We start from the raw sequence: 16,419 nt of genomic DNA, 5'->3' as shown, positions 1-16,419 counted from the left end.
TTTAAATTTAATTAAAAGCATTAAAAATGGTGCTATATTTGATAATATTATTTGATAATTTATTAAAATGAAAATTTTCGCCGCAATACTTTTTAGCCTTATTTTACAGTCTTGTACGCAAACAGTTCAATCTCAAAAAAAAACCATTATGCAAGAAAATAATACAAAAAACAATCCATACTATTCCAGAACGGACAAAACAAAATTAAATGTTCCAGATTCTGAATGGAAAAAAATTCTTTCTCCAGATTTATACGCAACAGCGAGAGAAGCTGCAACAGAAAGACCTGGAACAGGAAAATATAATAAATTTGATGGTTTAGGAGAATATTATTGCGCCGTTTGTGGAAATCATTTATTTCGTTCGGACGCCAAATTTGCTTCTACTTGCGGATGGCCAAGTTTTTTTGAAGCAGAAAAAGACGGTGTAATTTATAAAAGAGATTCCTCTTTCGGAATGGAAAGAACAGAAGTGCTTTGCAAACGTTGTGATTCTCATCTCGGACACGTTTTTAACGACGGACCTCCTCCAACAGGAACACGATTCTGTATGAATTCTATAAGTTTGGATTTTGTTCCGGATGCGAAAACGGAAGCAAAATAAATAAAAATGTAAATAAAAAAAGAGCCAAAAAATATTAAATTTTGGCTCTTTTTTTTAAGTTTAATTATTAGAAAATCAATTCTAAAATTTAAAATCAACTCCTAAATAAAAATTAACCGGCATAATTGGTGCATAAACCATTCCTGCATCAAAATAATTTCCAAAAGGATTTTTTGCGTCTAAAATTGGGCGGTCTTGTTGGTAAGATGTAATATTTTCTGCACCTAAATAAAGACGAAATTTATCATTAAAGTTTTTAGCAATTTGTCCATTAAGCGTGGAAAAAGCTTCAGATTTTTGTCCCAATTGAAATTCTTGTGGGTTACTTGCAGTTGTTGGTAAATTTTGTGAACCAACCAAATTGTAAGTTAAATCAAAACTCCAAAATGCACCTTTATCAGTTTTGTCTGTGGCGTAAGAAACATTCGCAAAACCTCTATTTTTCGCGATAAAGGGAACTTCTTTTTTACCTGAAATATAATTGGCTTGAACATCATAATATTTATAAGCCAATCTAAAATCTAAGTTTTTATAAATACTAAAATCCCACTGCGCTTGAAAACTATTCGCAAAAGACGAACCTTCTAAATTATAAAATATAAGTTTTTGTGGCGATTGGTATAAATCTACTAAAACTTGATGCGTGAAATCTGTTCTAAAGAAATCTAAAACCACACTGCTTTTTCTGTTTAAAAATTTAAATTCTTGTTGCAAACTTGCACCATAATTCCAAGCGATTTCGGGTTTTAAACCGTAAATATTACCGCCATTATTTTTAATTTCGATAGTTCTATTGGAAGCAAAATATTGTTGGTTTTCTGCAAAAACGTTCGCTGTTCTAAATCCTTTTCCGGCAGAAAGTCTTAAAATTGTTTTTGGTGAAATATCATATTTAAAATTAACTCTTGGAGTAAATTGTGTTCCAGCCAAATTATGGAAATCTGTTCGAACACCTGCAACTAAAGTGTATTTTACTCCTGTTAAAGTATATTCAAAAAATATTCCGGGAGCGATTTCATTTCTTTTATAATTTTGAGTCAGATAATTTTCATCAAAAGAATCGTACATAAAACTTGCGCCCGTCTTAAATTTATTATTGGTGTTTCCCAAAATTCCTTCAAAAATTAAATTGGAATAATAAGAAGTTTCTTTAGCATCATAATTTCTTAAACCAAAAGAACTATTTTGTTGATGAAAAGTTACTTGGTTCATCCAACCAATACTTTGCCCCGGTTTATCTTTAAAAACGTAGCCAGTTTTATTCCAAAATTGAAAACGAGAAGTGTTTATTCCAACACCATAAAGAGACTGCGTATTTTGTGGTTTTTGAAAATCATATCCTTTTTGTCCGCCGTTTCTCTCATCTTTCACATAATTTATTCCAAAATGTGACATTAATCCAGAGTGATCTAAATCGCTGTAATTTAATAAATAGGCTACATTTATTTGGTTTCCTTTTGGTTGGTCTAAAAATCCATCATTATTAGAATCTTCATTAGAAAAAGTTCCATTTCCGTGAATTAAGAAACTTTGATTCCAATGTTCTGAAAGAACTTGAGTGGAAGTGAGATTCATTTCTGTTCTCAAATTAGAATCTACAAAAAGATTTATCGCGGTTTCTGGCTTTTCAGCATATTTTAAAAGTTCTGTATTTATTTGTCCCGTAATACTTTCATAGCCGTTTACAACGGTACTTCCACCTTTTGTTAATTGAATTGAACCAATCCATTTTCCTGGAATAAAATTCAATCCATAAGCTGCAGATAAACCACGAACTTGAGGTAATAATTCTTGTGTAATTGCAGTATATTTTTGGTCTAAACCAAGCATTTTAAGTTGTTTTGTCCCAGTTACTGCATTGCTATAAGAAACATCTACAGTTGCGTTGGTTTCAAAACTTTCAGATAAATTACAACAAGCGGCTTTTAATAATTCTTTGCCCGAAATATTGTAGGTTAAACCTGCATTTTTTCTATTAAGTGCAGTTGCATCCTGCATTTTCATGAGAGTTATACCTTCAATATTTTGACTTTTTTCTGTTGTTTCAGAATGATTATCCACTAAAACATTTGGATTTTTTAAAACTTCAGTTGAAATTTTAGTTTTATTCGGTAAAAGTTCAGCCATAATTTCATCTCTGTCGTACAAACAACATCCTGGAAGTTTTTTATAAACAGCATCATCTGCTTTAAATTGTTCATTATCATGACCAACAGCTGCAATTTTTTTTAGAATTTTTTCTAATGAAGTTTTTGCAGGATTAAATTCTACTTTTAAAACTTTAGTTTCTGGCGACCAATCTGCAGTTGTTGCATCTGCGCTTTTTGCGGCTTTTTCGATGCGTTCTTCGCATTCTGTGCAGTTTCCTCTTACAATTGCTTTTTCTACAATATTTAAATTTTGTGCCGAAAGAAATGTTGTAAATAGAATAAGGAAGAAAGGCAATATTTTGCCTAAAATTATTTTCATTTTTAAAGATTTATTTAATTAAAAAAAGTGCAGATTTCTGCATATAAAATTTTAATTAAATAAATTTCGGTGGTTGCCAAATCCCGCTCAAAAGAGCATTTGGTAATAATGAATTTGAAAAATAGAATGAAACTTTATTTTTAAAGTTATTTTTTAAAGAAACTTCTGTTGGAATTGTTTCACTTTGTTTCACGAATTGAAAAGCTGAAATAGAAATATTACAGCAATCGTGAGAACCAGATTTATTATGTTTTTTTTCTGGTAAATTTTTATGACAAACATCTTGTGTTGTACAACATTTATCAGGAGCTGAATTCTGAGCAAAACTATTTTGTGCAGGATATAATAAAACACCAACAGAGAAAATAAGGATGAAAATTTTGAATAAATATTTCATTTTCTAAATGCAAAGTTAATAAAAGAACTTTATAATATTGTTTTAAAAAAATTAAAGTCTGTTAATTTGAGTTAAAGTAAACAATTTTAACAAGTTATATGAGTTTTCAAGTTTCAATATTTTTATTTTTGCACTCTAAAATTCTAAATGAAAAAAATACTTTTTATACTTATACCGATTTATCTATTAATTACGTCTTTTATTTTACCGAAATTAGAAATAGATAAATCAAGAAATAAATTAGATTCAGTAACCATTAAATCTAATTTTGTTTCTTCAGATAATTCTGAAGTTTCAAAAGCAGAACAAATTTTTTATTCCATTGATTTTACAAATTCAGAAAAATTAGATGAAAAAGTTTTTAATAATGCATTTAAAGGTTTTGAAAAATTAAAGTTGGCCGGGAAACTTCCAGCAGATTCTCATCTTTTAACCATTGCAGATTTTAGCAAATCTTCAAATACAAAAAGACTTTGGGTTATAGATTTAGAAAATAAAAAAATTCTTTTCAATACTTTAGTTGCACACGGAATGGGAACTGGAGATGAATTTGCCGAACATTTCTCTAATACTGAAAGTTCACATCAAAGCAGTTTAGGTTTTTATATTACAGAAGAAACTTATACGGGAAATAATGGATATTCTATGAGGTTAGTTGGAATGGACAAAGGCTTTAATGACGCGGCTTTACAACGCGCGATTGTAATGCACGGCGCAGATTATGTGAGTGAAGATTTCGCTAAAAATCATAAAAGAATTGGTAGAAGTTGGGGTTGTCCTGCAGTTTCTCGAGATTTAGCTGCACCAATTATCAATACAATAAAAAGTAAAAATTGTCTTTTTATTTATTTTCCAGATGAAAATTACTTGAATTCTTCAGAATGGTTAAAATCTTAAATATAAAAGGCAGATATGAAATCTGCCTTTTTTATTTATTTTATTTCTATTGGATTATTAAAATCCGTAACGCTCTTCTTTAATCGCGTTTCCATTTGTTTTCTTTGTTCGGGTGTCATTCTTTGCATAAAATTCCCTCGTGTATTTCCTGCAATCATTGCAGAAACAGGATCTTTTCGATAAGCTTCATTTTGTTTAAGAAAATTTGCTTTAGATACTTTTATTATATTTCCACGAGTGGTGAAATCCGCAGGAGCATTTATTTTTTTACTTTGCATTAAATCAAAAGAATAGTCACCTTTTGTATCTTCAATTTTTACAATCAAACCAGGAAGTCCAGAGAATTTGTATGGTCCATCTTGTACAGGAACATCAGTTGTAAACCAAGCGTTCCAAGTTCTTCCGCCATAATTCATTTCTGCTTTCTGAGTTTTGTAATCACCAATCTTTACGGTTTCTGGTAAAATTTTCCAATTAAAATGTGGCGTTTCTGTGTAAGAATATTCATCTCTTCCAATTCTGCTTTTGTAAATTAAATTTTGATCGCTATAATTTTTTTGAACTGTAAAATCAATATTGGATTGTAAGTTTTGCATTTGAGTTCTATCAAAATTAAAACTTCCAGTTTGTCGAGCTCTGCTAAAAATTGAATCTCGTTTTAATCGATTGTCACCATAAAAAATGGATTCTTTGGGCGAAATATCCAAATTTGCTAACTCGGTTTTTACAGATTTTGCATCTGTGGAATCTGTTTTTATAGAAACTTGATAAACAAAACGTGTTGTTTGCGAAGAAGCAAAAGCAAAAAAGCAAATCGAGAAAATAAAGAGAATCTTTTTCATTATAATTTTTTAAATAAGATTAGATATTAATTGTAAAGTTAAATGATAAATGTCAATTTATGTTATAGATAAATAAATTGAGTTGAATTTGTTATTGATTTTAAATGTAGTATTTTTGTACTTTAAAATCATTCTAAATAAAAACAATGATAAAAGTATCAGACGAAGCTAAGCAAAAAGCCGTCCAACTGATGACAGAGGACGGATTTAATCCCTCTGAAGATTACATCAGAGTTGGGGTAAAAAGTGGTGGTTGCTCTGGATTAGAGTATGTTTTAGTATTTGATAATAAAAAAGAAGAAAGTGATCAAGTTTTTGAAGACAATGGTATAAAAGTTATTATTGAAAAAAAATCTATCCTTTATCTTGCAGGAACAGTTTTAGAATATTCTGGTGGTTTAAATGGCAAAGGATTTATTTTTAATAATCCAAATGCAAGCCGCACTTGTGGATGTGGGGAAAGTTTTAGTTTATAATTAAAAATTAGAATTAGAATTTAGAAATAGACACTAAGTTTAACCTAAAATCTAAAATCTAAAATCTATTTAAATGGCAAAATATACAGAAGACGATTTACGCGTCGATTTAGAAAATAAAAAATATGAATTTGGTTGGGAAACTATTCTGGAATATGAAGAATTTCCAATAGGGCTTAATGAAGATATTGTGCGAGCAATTTCTGCTAAAAAAGAAGAGCCACAATGGATGACCGATTGGCGTTTGGAAGCTTTCGCAATTTGGAAGAAAATGGAAGAACCAAATTGGGCAAATGTAAAATACAAAAAGCCAGATTTTCAAGCCATTAGATATTATTCTGCACCAAAACAAAAACCAGAATTAGCAAGTTTAGATGAGGTAGATCCAGAATTATTGAAAACTTTTGAAAAGCTTGGTATTAATATAGAAGAGCAAAAAAGACTTTCGAATGTTGCTGTAGATATTGTAATTGATTCAGTTTCCGTAAAAACAACATTTCAAAAAACTTTAAAAGAAAAAGGAATTATTTTCTGCGCAATTTCTGAAGCAATTCGGGAATATCCAGATTTGGTTAGAAAATATTTAGGAAAAGTAGTTCCACGTGGCGATAATTTTTATGCTGCTTTAAATTCTGCAGTATTTTCCGATGGAAGTTTCTGTTATATTCCAAAAGGAATTAAATGTCCAATGGAATTATCTACTTATTTTAGAATTAATCAATCAGGAAGTGGGCAATTTGAAAGAACATTACTTATTGTAGATGAAGGCGGTTATGTTTCTTATTTAGAAGGTTGCACCGCTCCATCAAGAGATGAAAACCAACTTCACGCCGCTGTTGTTGAACTTATTGCAATGGATGATGCAGAAATAAAATATTCTACCGTTCAAAATTGGTATCCAGGAGATGAAAATGGACTCGGTGGTGTTTTTAATTTCGTTACCAAAAGAGGTTTGTGTGAAAATAGAGCAAAAATCTCTTGGACACAAGTAGAAACCGGTTCTGCTGTAACTTGGAAATACCCATCTTGTATTTTAAAAGGAGATAATTCCGTCGGTGAATTTTATTCTATTGCAGTTACAAATAATTACCAATATGCAGATACCGGAACGAAAATGATTCACATTGGTAAAAACACGAAATCTACCATTATTTCTAAAGGAATTTCGGCTGGTTTTTCAAATAATTCTTACAGAGGTTTGGTTAAAATAATGCCTTCTGCAAAAGGCGCAAGAAATTTCTCGCAATGCGATTCTCTCTTAATGGGAGATAAATGTGGCGCTCATACTTTTCCATACATTGAAGTAAAAAATCCAACAGCGCAAGTGGAACATGAAGCGACTACTTCTAAAATTGGAGAGGATCAAATATTTTATTGCAACCAAAGAGGAATAAATACGGAAAAAGCCATTGCATTAATCGTAAATGGTTTTGGAAAAGAAGTTTTAAATAAATTACCGATGGAATTTGCCATCGAAGCTCAGAAATTATTAGAAGTAAGTTTAGAAGGTTCTGTAGGTTAAATTTAATTTAAGCAACAACTTATCTAATTTTAAAATTATCACATCAAAGAACTATGTTAAAAATAAAAAATCTTCACGCCAGAATAGAAGACGGCACAGAAATATTAAAAGGAATAAATTTACAAATTAATCCAGGAGAAGTTCACGCAATTATGGGTCCAAATGGAGCGGGGAAATCAACACTTTCCTCGGTAATTGCAGGGAAAGACGCCTATGAAGTTACTGAAGGAGAAATTCTGTTTGAAGGGAAAAATATTTCAGAAGATTTACCCGAAGAACGCGCTCAAAAAGGAATTTTCATGTCATTTCAATATCCTGTAGAAATTCCAGGTGTCACTGTAACTAATTTTATTAGAGCAGCGCTCAATGAAACCCGAAAAGCGAATGGCTTAGAAAATTTACCAGCAAAAGATATGTTGGCTTTGGTTCGTGAGAAATCTGCAAAATTGGATATTAAAAAAGATTTCCTCGCACGTTCACTGAACGAGGGATTTTCTGGCGGTGAAAAAAAGAGAAACGAAATTTTCCAAATGTTAATGCTCAATCCAAAATTGGCAATCTTAGATGAAACTGATTCTGGTTTAGATATCGATGCGCTTAGAATTGTTGCAGATGGCGTAAATACATTTAGAAATGAAGGAAACGCAGTTCTTTTAATTACGCATTATCAAAGACTTTTAGATTATATAAAACCAAATTTCGTTCATGTTTTAGCTGATGGAAAAATCATTAAAACAGGCGATGCAGGTTTGGCTTTAGAACTTGAAGAAAGAGGATATGATTGGCTTTTGGAAACAAATGAAACCGGTTTACTATAAAAAAGTCACCAAAAAGTGGCGACAAATAACAAAATAGCGCGATGTGCTTTTTTAAAAATTAAAGAAAATTCCATAAAATGGCATTATTTCAGCAAATAGAAGCGCAAAAAGAGCTTCTTACGGGTGAAAAACTTAATAACTTAAATCTCTTTTTAGAAAGTGGTTTTCCCACAAAAAAAGATGAAGAATATAAATACACCAATCTTCGTGAAATTACTGAAAAAGATTATCAGTTTTTACCAAATTTAGAACATAAAATCACTGATTCCCAGCTTAATGCTTTGCATTTAGGTGAAGCAGATTTTGATTATATTATTTTTATTAACGGAAAATTACATCCGAATTTATCCAGAATTTCTTTTGAAAACGTTGAGCTTTTTAGCCTTAAAAATGCACTTTCAGATTCAAATAAAAAAGGAGAAATAAGTAAATATTTTGACACAATTGCAAATCAAAAACAAGCATTCATTAATTTAAATAGAGCATTTGCATCAGATGGTTTTTTCTTGAAGATTGCTAAAAATCAAATAATAGAAAAACCAATTCACGTTTTTTATCTTTCTCAAAGCCAAACTCAAAATACATTTTATAATATTAGAAATTTATTGATTGCGGAAGAAGGCGCTCATGTAGAAATTATTGAAAGTCATCATAATTTTGATGAAACTTACACTTTTACTAATTCAGTTACCGAAATTTTCTCTGATAAAAACTCAAAAGCAGATTGGCATAAATTGCAGAATGACAGTGAGTTTAGTTATTTAATGGATCACACTTTTGTGAAACAAGAAAGAGACAGTTTGGCAACCGTAAATACATTTTCTTTTGGTGGAAAATTAACGAGAAATAATTTAGATTTTATTCATAATGGAGAAAATATCAATTCGTTTATGAACGGAATTACGATTATTGGGAAAAACCAACTCGTAGATCATCACACCGCAGTTCATCATAAAACGCCACATTGTGAAAGTTATCAAAATTATAAAGGAATTTTCAAAGATAATTCAAAAGGTGTTTTTAATGGTAAAGTTTATGTAGATCAATTGGCGCAAAAAACCAATGCTTATCAACAAAACAATAATGTTTTACTAAATGAAGGCGCAACAATTGAGACAAAACCGCAGTTGGAAATTTTTGCAGATGATGTAAAATGTTCTCACGGTTGTACAGTTGGACAGTTGAATGAAGATGCACTTTTTTATCTTCGCGCGCGTGGAATTGGAAAAGAAAAAGCGACCGCTTTATTGCTTGTTGCTTTTGCACATGATGCGATGCAAAATATTGATATTGAACCGTTAAAGAAAAAAATATCGGCACTTTTAACAGAGAAATTAGAAGTAGATTTTCAAATTTAATTAAGCTTTAGTCTCTATAATTATTATTTTAAGATTTAGAAGAAACTATTTTAAAATTAGTTTTTTAATGTTCAATTATTGAAGAATTATTTTTTGTAAATTTACTTAAATCTAAATTTTATGATTCAAAATATTCCTTTAGAAAAAGTTTTATTCCTTGATATTGAGACGGTTCCGAACCACGCCATTTGGGAAGATGTTTCAGAAAGTGAGCAAAAACTTTGGGACAAAAAAACCAAATTTCAAAGAAAAGAAGAATTTACTGCGCAAGAGTATTACTTAGAACGCGGTGGAATTATGGCAGAATTTGGAAGAATAATTTGCATCACAGTTGGAATGTTGGATAAAAACGACACTTTAAAAATTAAAAGTTTTTCTGGTGATGATGAATTAAAATTATTACAGGAATTCGGTGAAATATTTAATAGTCCAAAACTTCGAGATGTCATTCTTTGCGCACACAATGGAAAGGAATTTGATTTTCCTTGGATTGCGCGAAGATGTTTAATTAATGGAATTCAACCGCCGGTTCCATTCCAAATGTTTGGTAAAAAACCTTGGGAAATCCCACATTTAGACACAATGGAACTTTGGAAATTCGGCGATTATAAAAGCTTTGTTTCTTTAGAACTTTTGGCGCATTTATTTGGCGTTCCTACACCAAAAGATGATATTGATGGTTCGCAAGTTGCTGCAATTTATCATATAGAGAAAGACTTACCGAGAATTGTAACTTATTGCGAGAAAGATGTCTTAACTTTAGCAAACGTATTTCGCAAGATGCGACAAGAAGATTTATTAACGCGGCTTGAATAAAATTCAAGCTTTTCAAAAGGTAATAAATACAAATATATTTAAAGAGTAATTTATAAAATTTACTCACAATTTTAAAAAAGATTGGATAATTTCCAAATAATAAAATGAATTACACAGACGACCAAATAGCAAAAATCGGAGAAAATATTGTTGAAACTTTAAAAACCATTTATGATCCAGAAATTCCTGTAGATATTTATGAATTGGGTTTAATTTATGATGTTCAAATTGCAGAAACTGGCGAAGTGAAAGTAATTATGACTTTAACAACACCGAATTGTCCAGTTGCAGAATCCTTACCAGCGGAAGTAAAAGAAAAAGTTGCAGGTGTAGAAATGGTAAAAGAAGTAGAATTAGATTTGACGTTTGAACCGGCTTGGAACAGAGAAATGATGAGTGAAGAAGCGAAATTTGAACTTGGAATTTTATATTAAGTTTCTCGCAGATTTTTAATTTCAGAAATGAAAAAATATATTTTTTAATCTGCTCAATTTGCAAAATCAGCGAGAGAAAAATTATTGAATTTCTGGCAAAATTTAAAAGTGAAAAATCTTTTTTGCAATATTAAAAGCACTTTCAAAGTGTAAAAGATTTTGTGAAATCTCAATTTTCTCCGAAGCCATAAAATTAAAAACCTGTTCTGTTGGCATATTTCCCACTAAATCATCTTTTGCAAATGGACAACCGCCAATTCCTTTTATAGCAGAATCAAATCTTCTGCAACCTTCATCATAAGCAGCTTTTAGTTTGGAATGCGAATCTTCATATCGATTATGAAAATGTCCGCCAAAATTAATTTCAGGATAGTTTTTTGGAATTTTATTAAATAAAAGTGAAATACTTTCTGGAGACGCAACTCCCGTAGTATCAGACAATAAAATGTTTTTTATACCAATTTCAGAAAATCGCTTTGCCCAAAAATCTACATCTTCCCACTTCCAAAATTCTCCGTAAGGATTTCCAAAGGCCATTGAGAAATAAATATTTAATTCTTTTTTCTCAGAATCTGCAAGTACCAATATCTTTTTAATATCCTCAAAAGCTTCCTCTTGAGATTTATTGGTATTTCGATGTTGGAAAGTTTCGGAGATAGAAAATGGAAAACCCAGAATATCAATTTGGTCGTGTTTTAATGCTTTTTCTGCACCTCGGAAATTAGCAACAATTACCGAAAGTTTAGTATTAGAAAGAGATTTATCTATTTCATCTAAAACAATTCCAGAATCTCTCATCTGCGGAATTGCTTTTGGAGAAACAAAACTTCCACAATCCAAAACGTCAAATTTCACCGACATCAATGCATTGATGTAATCTATTTTCTGTGAAGTTGGTATAAAATTTCCCCAACCTTGCATCGCATCTCTTGGACATTCTGTCAAAAACATTGAATCAAATCTTTAATTTCAAATATAAGATTTTTAAAATTGCTGATAAGTTTGAAAGTAATTTATTTTGAGAAAAGATTATAGAAACCTTAAAATTTATATTTTGTTTAAGATTATAAAAAGCATAATTTTTAAAATAAAACTTAAATTTGTAAAAGATTGATAAACAAAAATTATTAATTAAAATTTATTCATTTAATTTTCAAAACATGACTCCAAATTTCAATGCCGAATGGCAAGAAAAACTTCAAACTAGATTTTTAAATTACGTTAAAATATTTTCCACAAGTGATCCAGAAAGCGAATCTACGCCTTCAACGGTAAGACAATGGGATATTGTAAAATATATTTTTGAAGAATTAAAAACTTTGGGCTTAGAAGATGTTTCATTAGATGAAAATGGATATATTTATGCTTATGTTCCATCAAATTTAGAAAATGATGACGAACCGACAATCGGATTTATTTCACATTACGACACTTCTCCAGATTTTAGCGGAGAAAATGTAAATCCACAAATTTGGAAAAATTATAATGGCGAAGATTTGGTTTTAAATAAAGTAACCAATTTTACTTTATCACCAAATAAGTTTCCAATTTTAAAAGAATATCTTGGAGAAACTTTAATTACAACCGACGGAACAACACTTTTAGGAGCAGATGATAAAGCCGGTTTAGCGGAAATTGTTACTGCTGCAGAATTTTTATTGGCACATCCAGAAATTAAAAGGAGCAGAATTGGAATTGGTTTTACGCCAGATGAAGAAATTGGAAGAGGTGCTCATAAATTTGACGTGAAAAAATTCGGTGCAGAATGGGCATATACAATGGATGGAAGTGAAGTAGGAGAATTAGAATATGAAAATTTTAACGCCGCACAAGCCATTGTAAAAATACACGGATTGAGTGTTCATCCAGGTTACGCTTTAGGAAAAATGGTAAATGCAAGTCTCTTAGCAGCAGAATTTATTCAAACTTTACCGACCAATGAAACGCCTGCAACTACGAAAGGTTTTGACGGCTTTTATCATTTAACAGATTTAAAATCTGATGTTTCGGAAGCAAAAATTCAATATATTATTCGTGATCATGATGCAGAAAAATTTGAAAATCGTAAAAAATTAATTACCGAAAAAGTAAAATCTTTTAATGAAAAATACGGTGAAAAAACTGCAGAAATTGAAATTAAAGAACAATACCGAAATATGAAACAGCAATTTGACGGTAAAATGTACATTGTAGATATTGCAGAACAAGCAATGATTGATGCTGAAATTAAGCCAAAAATAAAAGCAATTCGTGGTGGAACAGACGGCGCACAACTTTCTTATATGGGATTGCCTTGTCCAAATATTTTCGCGGGTGGATTAAATTTCCATGGACCTTATGAATTTGTTTCCGTAGAAAGTATGGTAAAAGCGACCAAAGTAATTTTAAATATTGCGCAAGCGAAGAAAAAACAAAAATAGACTAGAATATTTTATAAAAAAAAGCCATTCAAATTTGAATGGCTTTTGTTTTATTTTACGTCCAATCCATAATTATAATACAGGCTTTAGAAGAATCCAAGAGTGCAAATTCTTTCGCACCCCACGGTTTTTTACAACTTTATTGGAATTCGGATGTAAAAGTTGAGGAAAATTTTTAGAAACATGTTTGTAAACTTCTTCAATGTTTTCCGTGTGTAATCGCAATTGTGGGCGATCTAAATCTGCAATTTCTTTATTTTGCTGCAGAATTAAACTTAATCCATCTTTTTCCAAAACACAAAATGCATTTTCAGAATTGAGTTCATCATAAGTAATTAGAAATCCAAGACAATCACAAAATAATTCTAAACCTACTTTAATATCTGCATAAAAAACAGTGAATTGTAATTTTGTAAAAGTCATCATGGAATTTTTTTAAACATTAATTTAAATTTAAAAAGCTTTCCAGCCTTGCGCAGTTATTTTCACCAATTCATTACTTCCACTAGCGATTAAAAAATTACCTTGTTCTAAATCTACAGCATGCCCGATTATTGTAAAATCCGGATTATTTTTAATTTTTTCAAAATCTGTGGGTGAAATTGTAAACAATAATTCATAATCTTCGCCACCGTTTAAAGCACACATTGTTGGATTTAGATTGAGTTCATCCGCTGTCGAAATCGTTAAAGGATCGAGTGGTAATTTATTTTCATAAACATGAAATCCCACTTTGCTTTGTTCAGATAAATGCAATACTTCAGAAGCCAAACCATCGGAAACGTCAATCATAGAAGTTGGTTTTATTTTTAAATCTTCTAAAATTTGCTTGATGTCGGTTCTTGCTTCAGGTTTTAATTGTCTTTCTAAAATATAATCATAACCTTCCATTTCGGGTTGCATATTTGGATCGGCAAGAAAAACAGAATGTTCTCGCTCAAGAATTTGCAAACCTGTATAAGCGCCGCCTAAATCTCCAGTTACAACTAATAAATCATTTGGTTTTGCCCCATTTCTTTGGACAATATTTTCAGAATTTTCTAAACCAATTGCTGTAATTGTAAGAACCAATCCAGTTTGTGAACTGGTTGTATCACCGCCAATTAAATCCACTTTATATTTTTCACAAGCCAAAGAAATTCCATAATAAATTTCTTCCAAAGCTTCTACAGGAAACCGATTTGAAACCGCCAATGAAACTAAAAGCTGCGTTGGAACCGCATTCATTGCAGCAATATCACTTAAATTTACCACCACAGATTTATAACCTAAATGTTTCAAAGGAACATAACCCAAATTGAAATGAACACCTTCCGCTAAAGTATCAGTAGAAATTACCACTTTTTTTCCTTCCGGATTTATAACTGCAGCGTCATCTCCAATAGAAATTTCTGTGGAAGAATTTTTAAAACTAAATTTGTCGGTTAAGTGTTTTATTAAACCAAATTCTCCTAATTTTGAAATTGGAGTTAATTCTGGTGATTGATCTTCTAACATTTTATATTTTTAAAAATTATTTAGATTCTTCTTGATTTTTTTTTCTCCAAGTAAAGGTGTTTTGCTTATGAAAAGCTTCAACATTTTCTGGTTTGAAAGGTAAATTTTTGAGATCTTCTCTAGTTAATATTTTACAATTTTCATCTTTGTAAGCTTCCATTACTTCTAAAATTTCATCAGGAGGCGTTGTTGCTTTTCGTAACATAGTATCAATCCAAACTCCCGTGGCTTCTGAAGTTGCGCAATGTGTTCCATCAGGAAAATAAAATTTATGAAGAAATCGATAAATACTTGCGTCTTCTGATGCACCAGAAACTTCTAAAGTTACCCAAACTGTTTGGTCACCTAAAATTTCTTTAAAAAAAGAATATCGTTCATGTAAAATTACTGGACCAATTCCCCATCGAGAAAGTTGAGCTAAACCAATTTTTTCTTGGTTCATAAAAGCCATTCTGGTTTGCGCACAATATTCTACATAACTGGAATTTGCAAGATGTCGATTGGCATCGATGTCGCTCCATCGAACATCAAATTTATACTGAAAAACTGACATAATTTTAATTAAATTTAAGTTCAAATTTACGCATTTCGGATGGCGTAGAAAAATTGTAATTTTAACAAAATATTTTAAGTTATTTTTAAAAATATGCAGAGGAAAAAAGTGATAATTATTGGTGGAGGAGCTGCGGGTTTTTTTTGTGCCGCCAATTTAGATGAAAAAAAATTTGAGGTTCTTATTTTAGAACAAAATTCTGACGTTTTACAAAAAGTAAAAATTTCTGGCGGTGGAAGATGCAATGTCTCTCATGCTTGCTTTGATGCACGTGATTTGGTCAATTTTTATCCGCGCGGAAATAAGGAGTTACGCAGTGTTTTTAGCAGATTTCAACCAGCAGATATGATGCAATGGTTGGAAAATAGAAATGTGGAACTTAAAATTGAAAGCGATAATCGGATTTTTCCTGTAAGTAATTCTTCGTCAAGTATCATTAATTGTTTTGTTGATGAAATTCAAAATAAAAAATTTGAAGTTAAAAACCAGCAAAGTGTTCAGAAAATTATTAAAGAAAATGACAAATATTTAGTTAAAACAAAAATTGAAGAATCTAAGGCAGATTTTGTTGTTTTTACTTCTGGAAGTGCGCCAAAATCTTTAAAAATTTTAGAAGAATTAAATTTCAAAACCGTTCCGCCAGTTCCGTCGCTTTTCACTTTTAATATAAAAGATGAGGTGCTGAAAGATTTAATGGGAACTTCTTTTTTAAATGCAGAAGTTGCAATTCCTGCGTTAAAAATGGAAGAATCTGGTCCGATGTTAATTACACATTGGGGACTTTCTGGTCCGGCAATTTTAAAAATTTCTGCTTGGAAAGCTTTAGAATTAGCTAAATTAAAATATCAATTTGAAATTCTAATTAATTTTTTAGGAATTGATATTGAAACGGCAGAAGATTTATTTATAAATTTTAAAGAAAATAATCCGAAAAAAGCCATTGGAACATCTAAAATATTTGATATTACAAACCGTTTTTGGCACCGAATTTTGTGGCTTTCAAAAGTTGATTTAAATAAAAACATTTCTCAATTAACGAAAATTGAAATCCAAAATTTAATAGAAAATCTTTGTAAGCGGAAATTGAAAGTTACTGGGAAATCGACTTATAAAGATGAATTTGTGACAGCAGGCGGCGTAGATTTAAAGGAAATTAATTTTAAAACAATGGAAAGTAAGAACAATGAAAATTTTTATTTAGCAGGCGAAGTTTTGAATATTGATGCCGTAACTGGAGGTTTTAATTTCCAAGCTTGTTGGAGTGAAGCGTGGATTATTGCGGAAACTTTAAATCAGAAAAAGTAAAATTTTCAAAA

17 protein-coding genes are annotated in these 16,419 nt (G+C 30.7%); 10 read left to right on the top strand and 7 right to left on the bottom strand.

Going from position 1 to position 16,419, the window contains the following annotated elements; all coding sequences use genetic code 11:
* Positions 1-148 precede the first annotated feature (148 nt).
* The gene (msrB, locus tag ACN0WB_RS01110; protein ID WP_417428742.1) at positions 149-604 is read left to right on the top strand and encodes a peptide-methionine (R)-S-oxide reductase MsrB; all 456 of its coding nucleotides are present in this window, start codon (positions 149-151) and stop codon (positions 602-604) included.
* A gap of 81 nt (positions 605-685) precedes the next feature.
* Here msrB and ACN0WB_RS01105 read toward each other — a convergent pair whose 3' ends face one another.
* Positions 686-3,073, bottom strand: coding sequence for a TonB-dependent receptor domain-containing protein (locus ACN0WB_RS01105; protein WP_417427989.1), 2,388 nt, complete (start codon positions 3,071-3,073; stop codon positions 686-688).
* Between the two features lie 55 nt (positions 3,074-3,128).
* A complete protein-coding gene (locus tag ACN0WB_RS01100; protein ID WP_417427987.1) occupies positions 3,129-3,470 on the bottom strand; it encodes a hypothetical protein in 342 nt (113 codons plus the stop codon).
* 147 nt (positions 3,471-3,617) lie between these two features.
* Between ACN0WB_RS01100 and ACN0WB_RS01095 the strand changes: the two genes are divergently transcribed.
* Entirely contained in the window at positions 3,618-4,367 is a 750-nt protein-coding gene (locus ACN0WB_RS01095) for a murein L,D-transpeptidase catalytic domain family protein (protein ID WP_417427985.1), read from the top strand.
* A gap of 35 nt (positions 4,368-4,402) precedes the next feature.
* Here ACN0WB_RS01095 and ACN0WB_RS01090 read toward each other — a convergent pair whose 3' ends face one another.
* Positions 4,403-5,209 (bottom strand): GLPGLI family protein, encoded by an 807-nt coding sequence (locus ACN0WB_RS01090; RefSeq protein WP_417427983.1) that lies wholly within the window; start codon positions 5,207-5,209, stop codon positions 4,403-4,405.
* Positions 5,210-5,355: 146 nt separating this feature from the next.
* Between ACN0WB_RS01090 and ACN0WB_RS01085 the strand changes: the two genes are divergently transcribed.
* The 6 genes from ACN0WB_RS01085 to ACN0WB_RS01060 all read left to right on the top strand — a co-directional run bounded on the left by ACN0WB_RS01085 (position 5,356) and on the right by ACN0WB_RS01060 (position 10,633).
* On the top strand, positions 5,356-5,685 hold the full coding sequence (locus tag ACN0WB_RS01085) for a HesB/IscA family protein (RefSeq protein WP_417427981.1): 330 nt from the start codon (positions 5,356-5,358) through the stop codon (positions 5,683-5,685).
* Positions 5,686-5,758: 73 nt separating this feature from the next.
* Positions 5,759-7,207, top strand: a complete 1,449-nt coding sequence (gene sufB, locus ACN0WB_RS01080; RefSeq protein ID WP_417427979.1) for a Fe-S cluster assembly protein SufB — start codon at positions 5,759-5,761, stop codon at positions 7,205-7,207.
* A gap of 53 nt (positions 7,208-7,260) precedes the next feature.
* Positions 7,261-8,025, top strand: coding sequence for a Fe-S cluster assembly ATPase SufC (gene sufC, locus ACN0WB_RS01075; protein WP_417427977.1), 765 nt, complete (start codon positions 7,261-7,263; stop codon positions 8,023-8,025).
* Positions 8,026-8,102: 77 nt separating this feature from the next.
* Positions 8,103-9,383 carry a Fe-S cluster assembly protein SufD gene (gene sufD / locus ACN0WB_RS01070; protein WP_417427975.1) on the top strand — a complete coding sequence of 427 codons (1,281 nt, stop codon included), beginning with the start codon at positions 8,103-8,105 and terminating at the stop codon, positions 9,381-9,383.
* 120 nt (positions 9,384-9,503) lie between these two features.
* Positions 9,504-10,199 carry a 3'-5' exonuclease gene (locus ACN0WB_RS01065; RefSeq protein ID WP_417427973.1) on the top strand — a complete coding sequence of 232 codons (696 nt, stop codon included), beginning with the start codon at positions 9,504-9,506 and terminating at the stop codon, positions 10,197-10,199.
* 104 nt (positions 10,200-10,303) lie between these two features.
* Positions 10,304-10,633: an iron-sulfur cluster assembly protein gene (locus tag ACN0WB_RS01060; RefSeq protein ID WP_417427971.1), complete on the top strand. Its 330-nt coding sequence runs from the start codon at positions 10,304-10,306 to the stop codon at positions 10,631-10,633.
* A 102-nt stretch (positions 10,634-10,735) separates the two neighbouring features.
* On the opposite strand, the gene ACN0WB_RS01055 is transcribed toward ACN0WB_RS01060, so the two are convergent.
* Positions 10,736-11,584, bottom strand: a complete 849-nt coding sequence (locus tag ACN0WB_RS01055; protein ID WP_417427969.1) for a hydroxymethylglutaryl-CoA lyase — start codon at positions 11,582-11,584, stop codon at positions 10,736-10,738.
* A 209-nt stretch (positions 11,585-11,793) separates the two neighbouring features.
* On the opposite strand from ACN0WB_RS01055, the gene pepT reads away from it, so the two are divergent.
* Complete coding sequence (gene pepT / locus ACN0WB_RS01050) at positions 11,794-13,053, top strand: peptidase T (RefSeq protein ID WP_417427967.1); 1,260 nt, start codon at positions 11,794-11,796, stop codon at positions 13,051-13,053.
* A gap of 72 nt (positions 13,054-13,125) precedes the next feature.
* Here pepT and ACN0WB_RS01045 read toward each other — a convergent pair whose 3' ends face one another.
* From ACN0WB_RS01045 to ACN0WB_RS01035, 3 genes are read right to left on the bottom strand one after another with little or no spacing between them, the layout of a single operon-like run.
* Entirely contained in the window at positions 13,126-13,479 is a 354-nt protein-coding gene (locus tag ACN0WB_RS01045) for a hypothetical protein (protein WP_417427965.1), read from the bottom strand.
* Positions 13,480-13,506: 27 nt separating this feature from the next.
* Positions 13,507-14,550 (bottom strand): thiamine-phosphate kinase, encoded by a 1,044-nt coding sequence (thiL, locus tag ACN0WB_RS01040; RefSeq protein WP_417427963.1) that lies wholly within the window; start codon positions 14,548-14,550, stop codon positions 13,507-13,509.
* Between the two features lie 16 nt (positions 14,551-14,566).
* Complete coding sequence (locus ACN0WB_RS01035; RefSeq protein WP_417427961.1) at positions 14,567-15,103, bottom strand: acyl-CoA thioesterase; 537 nt, start codon at positions 15,101-15,103, stop codon at positions 14,567-14,569.
* Positions 15,104-15,196: 93 nt separating this feature from the next.
* Between ACN0WB_RS01035 and ACN0WB_RS01030 the strand changes: the two genes are divergently transcribed.
* Positions 15,197-16,408 carry an NAD(P)/FAD-dependent oxidoreductase gene (locus tag ACN0WB_RS01030; protein ID WP_417427959.1) on the top strand — a complete coding sequence of 404 codons (1,212 nt, stop codon included), beginning with the start codon at positions 15,197-15,199 and terminating at the stop codon, positions 16,406-16,408.
* Positions 16,409-16,419 lie beyond the last annotated feature (11 nt).

Origin of the sequence: Halpernia sp. (assembly GCF_048269545.1) — a bacterium.
Lineage (GTDB): Bacteria > Bacteroidota > Bacteroidia > Flavobacteriales > Weeksellaceae > Halpernia.
The sequence above is the reverse complement of the archived record's forward strand: the minus strand, read 5'-3'. Positions and strand labels throughout refer to the sequence as shown.

What these genes read in the sequence shown, in the direction of transcription:
- msrB (WP_417428742.1), top strand. Translation starts at nt 149, where the DNA reads ATGCAAGAAAATAATACAAAAAACAATCCATACTATTCCAGAACGGAC.
- ACN0WB_RS01105 (WP_417427989.1), bottom strand. Translation starts at nt 3,073, where the DNA reads ATGAAAATAATTTTAGGCAAAATATTGCCTTTCTTCCTTATTCTATTT.
- ACN0WB_RS01100 (WP_417427987.1), bottom strand. Translation starts at nt 3,470, where the DNA reads ATGAAATATTTATTCAAAATTTTCATCCTTATTTTCTCTGTTGGTGTT.
- ACN0WB_RS01095 (WP_417427985.1), top strand. Translation starts at nt 3,618, where the DNA reads ATGAAAAAAATACTTTTTATACTTATACCGATTTATCTATTAATTACG.
- ACN0WB_RS01090 (WP_417427983.1), bottom strand. Translation starts at nt 5,209, where the DNA reads ATGAAAAAGATTCTCTTTATTTTCTCGATTTGCTTTTTTGCTTTTGCT.
- ACN0WB_RS01085 (WP_417427981.1), top strand. Translation starts at nt 5,356, where the DNA reads ATGATAAAAGTATCAGACGAAGCTAAGCAAAAAGCCGTCCAACTGATG.
- sufB (WP_417427979.1), top strand. Translation starts at nt 5,759, where the DNA reads ATGGCAAAATATACAGAAGACGATTTACGCGTCGATTTAGAAAATAAA.
- sufC (WP_417427977.1), top strand. Translation starts at nt 7,261, where the DNA reads ATGTTAAAAATAAAAAATCTTCACGCCAGAATAGAAGACGGCACAGAA.
- sufD (WP_417427975.1), top strand. Translation starts at nt 8,103, where the DNA reads ATGGCATTATTTCAGCAAATAGAAGCGCAAAAAGAGCTTCTTACGGGT.
- ACN0WB_RS01065 (WP_417427973.1), top strand. Translation starts at nt 9,504, where the DNA reads ATGATTCAAAATATTCCTTTAGAAAAAGTTTTATTCCTTGATATTGAG.
- ACN0WB_RS01060 (WP_417427971.1), top strand. Translation starts at nt 10,304, where the DNA reads ATGAATTACACAGACGACCAAATAGCAAAAATCGGAGAAAATATTGTT.
- ACN0WB_RS01055 (WP_417427969.1), bottom strand. Translation starts at nt 11,584, where the DNA reads ATGTTTTTGACAGAATGTCCAAGAGATGCGATGCAAGGTTGGGGAAAT.
- pepT (WP_417427967.1), top strand. Translation starts at nt 11,794, where the DNA reads ATGACTCCAAATTTCAATGCCGAATGGCAAGAAAAACTTCAAACTAGA.
- ACN0WB_RS01045 (WP_417427965.1), bottom strand. Translation starts at nt 13,479, where the DNA reads ATGATGACTTTTACAAAATTACAATTCACTGTTTTTTATGCAGATATT.
- thiL (WP_417427963.1), bottom strand. Translation starts at nt 14,550, where the DNA reads ATGTTAGAAGATCAATCACCAGAATTAACTCCAATTTCAAAATTAGGA.
- ACN0WB_RS01035 (WP_417427961.1), bottom strand. Translation starts at nt 15,103, where the DNA reads ATGTCAGTTTTTCAGTATAAATTTGATGTTCGATGGAGCGACATCGAT.
- ACN0WB_RS01030 (WP_417427959.1), top strand. Translation starts at nt 15,197, where the DNA reads ATGCAGAGGAAAAAAGTGATAATTATTGGTGGAGGAGCTGCGGGTTTT.